The sequence below is a fragment of the Hyphomicrobiales bacterium genome (assembly GCA_030688605.1).
Lineage (GTDB): Bacteria > Pseudomonadota > Alphaproteobacteria > Rhizobiales > NORP267 > JAUYJB01.
Map to the genome: position 1 here is coordinate 1 of JAUYJB010000140.1, position 5,661 is coordinate 5,661.

4 protein-coding genes are annotated in these 5,661 nt (G+C 61.1%); all 4 read left to right on the top strand.

Annotation, left to right across the window (positions count from 1 at the left end):
• A partial coding sequence (locus Q8P46_14845) for a hypothetical protein (protein ID MDP2621425.1) occupies positions 1-572 on the top strand: 572 nt, incomplete at its 5' end.
• Positions 573-1,422: 850 nt separating this feature from the next.
• A complete protein-coding gene (locus Q8P46_14850; GenBank protein ID MDP2621426.1) occupies positions 1,423-2,829 on the top strand; it encodes an IS1380 family transposase in 1,407 nt (468 codons plus the stop codon).
• A 198-nt stretch (positions 2,830-3,027) separates the two neighbouring features.
• Entirely contained in the window at positions 3,028-3,315 is a 288-nt protein-coding gene (locus Q8P46_14855) for a hypothetical protein (protein MDP2621427.1), read from the top strand.
• Positions 3,302-5,554: an efflux RND transporter permease subunit gene (locus tag Q8P46_14860; protein MDP2621428.1), complete on the top strand. Its 2,253-nt coding sequence runs from the start codon at positions 3,302-3,304 to the stop codon at positions 5,552-5,554. The genes Q8P46_14855 and Q8P46_14860 overlap by 14 nt, the downstream gene beginning before the upstream one ends.
• Positions 5,555-5,661 lie beyond the last annotated feature (107 nt).

Sequence of the window (5,661 nt, forward strand, 5' to 3'; positions counted from 1 at the left end):
ATCGCAAGCGCCAGCACAAAGGGGCGAACCAGGACTTGACGCATCCGCATGCCCCCGACGCGCGGAGCGCCCCGATGAAGGCTGCACGCACGCAGGGCGCGCACACAGCCGAGCATGCGGTGGACCTGGAGACCGGCGCCATCGTGGCCGTCACGTTGCAAGAAGCTGATCAAGGCGACACGACCACGATTCAGACGACGCTACCCGAAGCGGTCGAACAGCTGGAAGCCGTAGCCGCGATCAACGACAAGGTAAAGACGGTGGAGGAACTGGTCACCGACAAGGGCTATCACAGTAAGGAAACCGTGCTCGATATGCAGAGCCTGGTACTGCGCACCTACATCAGTGAACCGGATCGGGGTCGGCAGAACTGGATCGATCAGCACGCCGAGCGCGACGCGGTGTATGCCAATCGGCGGCGCATCCGGGGCGGGCGCGGCCAGCAGTTGATGCGGCGACGGGGCGAGTTGTTGGAGCGACCCAATGCTCATCTCTACGAGACGGGCGGCATGCGTCGGACTCATCTGCGCGGGCACGGCAATATTCTCAAACGGGGCTGCTCGTGCACGTAGCGGCGTGCAATCTGGGCCAGTGGATGCGCACGTTGACGGGTATTGGAACCCCGCGCGGCCTGCAGGGCCGTTTGGCTGCCGTATGGGCTTTTTGTTTTACTCTGTGGCTGCAACTGCGCGACCAAGTGACCGCTGATCGGCCTGCCTGTCGGCAGACACGGCGCCGAGGACTCGATCTGAGACTATTTGCGATCCCAAGTTACTGCCTCGAGGCGTTCCCGTGCGTCTTGTGAAAAACGGACCTGTACCACGGGCTGCTAGGTGCAAACCTTCGGCTCCAGCTTGAACGCACTGCAGGCGCGGCAGCGTGTGAGTTTTAATTCGGGACTCAAGAAACAATCGCGACGGTGTGTTCGGCCGTGGAGTGCCAGGCATCAGGAAAAGACTGTCAAGATTGGCGGGGGCTGACCCCGGCGCCGTTCGAGTCGGCGGACTAGGGCCGACGAGGCTCGGAAGGTTGCTGCGAGTATCGAGGCAGAGCGTTTTGAGAGGGGTCACGGGGGGCAAGCAGGTGATAATCAGAAACGGGTGGGAGGCGAAATCCTTTTGGTGATAACGGACTATTCGGACCTACGTCCCTCGAGTAGGTCCCCTCTAGTAGGTCCTCTAGTCCTCAAGTAAGCGCTTAGGGGACAGATAAAAATTTGACATAGGCTTAGAACGGGAAAAGCCCTCTGAAATGAGGTATACGAAGAGTAGTCACACAGCAACGTAACCCCATAAGCGGAGGGCCTCCCAAGTGAAAGCATCTATCGCATTTGAGCGCGCAAGTCACGTCAATTCAGGTACGAGCGTAGATGGAGCGGAGCTTCCATGGCCTGAGACCGAAGGGCGGGTGATGCGTCACCCGTTGCTCCATCTTGAGAGCGATCCGCGCGGCGAGATGACCCACTATGGCGGGCTGGTATTGGCGCAGCAGTTTATGCGGCGGTTTGGGGTCGCCCAGCGGATCGATGAATCGCTGGAGCTGTTTAAGCGCCACGCGCCCTACCACGAATCGGACCACGTGTTGGCGCTGGCCTACACGTTGTACGCTGACGGGACGTGTTTAGAGGACCAGGCGGCGTTGCAAGGGAGCGAGGCGGTGCGCCGCATGGTGGGAGCCTGTCGGATACCCGACCCGACGACGGCGGGGGATTTTCTGCGCCGCTTTAGAACGAGCCAAAATATCGGACAGCTCTCGGGGGGCACCGACGAGGTTCAGGAGGCGGTGTGGTCCAAGCTGGCAGGCGGGGTGGGTCGTCGGAGAAAAAAGCAAGAGTATGCGCTGGTGGATCTCGATGGGCACATCACGCCTCTTTATGGGGAACAGAAGCAAGGAGCCGACTTCAGCTACGACGGACGTTGGTCGTATCAGCCGTTGGTGGTATCACTGGGCGGCACCGGGGAGTGCCTGAAGGTAGTGAACCAGCCGGGCAGCGGGCGTTCTTCGGACGCTGCGGCTGGGGCTCTTAAGGAGGTATTGCCGCGGGTTAAGCGCCATTTCAAGAACGCGATTGTGCGCGGCGATACCGACTTTGACCGCGCCGACGTGTACCAGGCGGTGATCGAGCAGGGGGCGTACTTTGCGATCGGGGGCAGGCTGCATCCCAACCGCGCGGCGCTGGTCGAGGCGATCGCCGAGAAGTGCTGGAAACCTTTTGTGCCACGTGCCGATCGCCAGCAGCCAAGCGGTCCTTCGCGGCATGGGCGCACGGTGAACTGGCGCAAAAACAAAGCCCAACAGCGAGGGTATCGCACGTTGAGCACCGTCCAGCAGTGGATCAGCGAGATCGACTATCAGCCCTCCGGGGTCCCCTTTCCGTGTCGGCTGATCGTGCGGCGGGTTTTGATCGAAGAGAGCGATGGCCAGGGGGCGCTCTTTAAGCATTTCCGCTACCGGTTGGTGCTGAGCGATCTGCCACGCTCTTACAGTCCCCGACAGATTATCGATCTGAGCTATCAGCGCTGCGACCAGGAGAACGTCATCGAGCAATTTGGTCACGGCATCGCGGGGTGGCGCATGCCGGTGGCAGAGTTTCTGGGTAACTCGGCATGGCTCCAAATCGCCCGGTTGGCCTGGAATCTCGGCAAGTGGATCGCCCAGATCGCCTTACCCAGCGAGGTGGTGCGCTGGGAGTGGAAACGGTTTCGCCGTCACTTTGTCTACATCGCTGCCAAGGTCTTAAAGATGGGGCGCAGTTTGGTGGTGCGGCTGGCGGGATCGCATCGGTTTTTGTCCGACATCCTCAGCGCTCATGCTCGGCTGCAGACTTAAGAGACTGTGAGAAAATCGTTAAAGGTCAGCTCCGGCGTCTTTCGTGCAGGCAGAGTTGCGTCCAAAATCAGCCCTCAACCTCAGCCCATCATACTCTCGCGCCCAAACGCCACCCTTTTGCGATACAAACACGTTCCACTGAGTACTTACGAACCGCCAAGGAGTCGCCTGGATCCTACCGGCGAGTACTCTGTTCCCTTGGCGCTTATTTCAGGTCTAGTACAGGTCGATCCCAATGCCCTCACTGTGCCGCAACAGGCGGTGGTGACCTTCGCGGGGGTGTCTAAAGTTTACGTGATTGAAAACGAGGTCGCCCGGGAGCGAGTGGTCCAAACCGGCGCGCGGGTGGGGACCAACGAGATCGAAATTACCGGCGAGCTGGTCGCGATCTCGGGCCTGACCCGCCTCATCGACGGCGCGGCGGTGGCGGTCAGCGGCCCGGTGATGCCGCGCGGTAAGCCGGAGGACGCGAATGAACCTCGCTGACCTCTGCATCCGCCACCCGGTCTTCGCCACCATGTTGATCATGGCGCTGGTGGTGCTGGGGCTGTTTTCCTACGCCGGCTTGGGCGTCGATCTCTATCCGAACGTCGATCTGCCCACCGTCACCATTACCGCAACGCTCAACGGCGCCAGCGTCGAGGAGATGAAATCTGCGGTCACGAAACCTATAGAAGAAGCGATCCACACGATCGACGGTATCGACGAGCTGCGCGCGGTCATCAAAGAGGGCGTCTCCATCATCGCCGTCCAGTTCGTGCTCGATAAAAACGGCGACGTGGCGGCGCAGGAGGTGCGCGACAAGGTTTCCACAGTGCTGTCGCAACTGCCGGTGGGCACCGATCCCCCGGTGATCCAAAAATTCCAGGTGGACGCCACTCCGGTGATGAAGATCGCCGTGTCCGGCAAACGCAACGCGCGCGAGGTGAGCGAGATCGCGCGCAAACAGGTCAAGGAAGACATCGAGTCCCTGCGCGGCGTCGGCCAGGTGATCATGGTCGGGCAGCAGGAACGCACGATCAACATCGACGTCGATCCGGACAAGCTCGCCGCCTACAACCTGTCCATCGCCCAGGTCAAGCGCGCCGCTCAGGCGCAGAACGTGGAAATTCCCGGCGGGCGGGTGGATGAGAAGCGGCGCGAGCTGGTGCTGCGCACCATGGGACGCATTGAGAACGTCGAGGGCTTCAACGATCTGATCGTCGGCAATTTCTCGGGCCGGCCGATCATGATTCGGGACATCGGCAAAGCCGAGAACGGAGTCGTGGAGCGGCGTAGTCTGGCGCGGCTCGACGGCGAGAGCGCGGTCCAACTGATCGTCAAAAGGCAGTCGGGAACCAATACGGTGGACGTCGTGGATCGCGTCAGGGCGCGGCTCGCCGAGCAGCGCGGGGTTTTGCCCGCCGACATCCGCACCGAGGTGATCGTCGATCAGTCACGCTTCATCAAGGCGTCCTTCGAAGAGGTCAGACTCCACTTGATCTTGGGGGCGCTGCTGGTGGCGCTGACCGTCTATCTCTTCATGCACGACTGGCGCAGCACGCTGATCGCCTCGGTGGCGATTCCGGCGTCGGTCATTTCGACCTTTTCGCTCATGCGCGCCATGGGCTTCACGCTCAACAACATCACCATGCTCGGTTTGATCCTCGCCGTCGGGATCGTCATCGTCGACGCGGACACCACCCCTTCGGTGCGCCAGCCCGAGCTGCGTGCCGTGATCAACCGTAAGAAATCTTCCGAGTTCGGCATTCAGATCGCCGACGTGGCCTCGACGCTCAGGACATTCGTCGGCGGCGAGCCGATCTCGAAATTCAAAGAGGAGTCCGACGAGTACGATATTTGGCTGCGCGCCGCTGAGGATCAGAGAAAGGACACGCAGGCGATCCTCAATCTCACCGTGCAGGGGCGCGACGGCCAACTGGTAAAGATCGCCAATTTGGCCGCGCTTAACGAGGACTTCGGCCCGTCGCAAATCGACCGCTACAACCGCCAGCGCAAAGTCACGGTGGTCGCGAATCTGCCGCCGTCGCTGCCGCTGGGTCAGGCAGTGGAGCAGATTCAGGGCTTCGTTAGAGAACTCGATTTGCCGCCGACCTATACCGCCGATTTCACCGGCCGCGCCAAGGTGCTGGCGGAAACCATGCGCGGTTTCGCCATCGCCTTCGCCCTGAGCTTGATCTTCATGTACATGGTGCTGGCGGCGCAATTCGAGAGCTTCAGCCATCCGGTGACGATTCTCCTGGCGTTGCCGCTGACGCTGCCCTTTGCGATTCTCTCGTTGGTGCTCTTGCGCCAGCCCCTCGATATCTACGCCATGTTCGGTCTCTTCATGCTCTTCGGCATCGTCAAGAAGAACGGGATCCTGCAGATCGACTACACCAACACGCTGCGCGCCGGGGGCATGGAGCGCGATCGGGCGATCATCGAAGCCAATCATGTCCGGCTCAGGCCGATTCTCATGACCACGTTGATGCTGGTCTTCGGCATGCTGCCGATGGCGCTGGGGCGCGGGCCGGGTGCGGCATCGCGGGCGTCGATGGCCAAAGTCATCATCGGCGGGCAGTCGCTGTCGCTCTTGATCACGCTCCTGATCACCCCGGTGGCTTACTCGCTGTTCGACGATCTCGGCCGCTCGAAGGTTTGGGCGAAGATGGTGGCAAAGGCACCGAGCTTCAATCTGCGCGCGCGCTTGGCGCATCTGCGTGGAATGTTTTTCAGCAGTTAAGTCGGATTAGAGAGCATCAGGGCGCCTCAGGTTTGAATTCCCGCTTCCGCGAGAATTGCCTTGGCCGCGTCCGTGGCGAGATAGCCGAGGAACTCGCGTGCGGCGCC